Genomic DNA, 590 nt, shown 5'->3' on the forward strand with positions numbered 1-590 from the left:
ACACGCCATTTACACCTTCTATTAAACCAGACGTTTCTCCTTCGCCTAAACCAAAAGCAGTTCCTACAACTAAAGGTTCTCTACCAGCCCCTTGAATTGTTGGACTCTTCATTGTAATAGCTGATGCTGTTTTAACTGAAGTGTTTTCAGCAGTTGCTAAATCTTCTAAAGTACTAACTGATACTCTATTTTTAATTAACTCTGCTTTCTTTTCTTTTCTTAAAATTGGTAATACTGTAGCTGATGCATCTTCAGCAGACATTAAACCTGCTTTGTGTTTTGCTACTAATTGTGCAACTACGTAACCACCGGTAGATAAACTAAAACGTTTAACATCACCAACGCTAGCTTCATCTTCAAACGCCCAACGCACAATTGGTCTTTGGTTACCAATACCAGGAATACTTTCATCTAAAGCTTTCATTCCATTTACGGGTCTAACAGTATAATTATTTTCTTTTGCCAAAGCTTCAAAATCACCTTTAGCTCCATCTATTTCAAATTTAGAAGCATCTCTAAAAATTTTAGCTGTTGTAGTTTCTGATGGTTCAATTTTTCTAGCAATTGTACCAATTTGTACAGCTCTCTTT

At 35.6% G+C, this 590-nt stretch carries 1 pseudogene; it reads right to left on the reverse strand.

The features are described 5' to 3' along the window. A pseudogene (locus FUA24_RS24745) lies at positions 1-590 on the reverse strand (peptidylprolyl isomerase); the annotation flags it as partial.

It is taken from the genome of Seonamhaeicola marinus, from assembly GCF_008085455.1.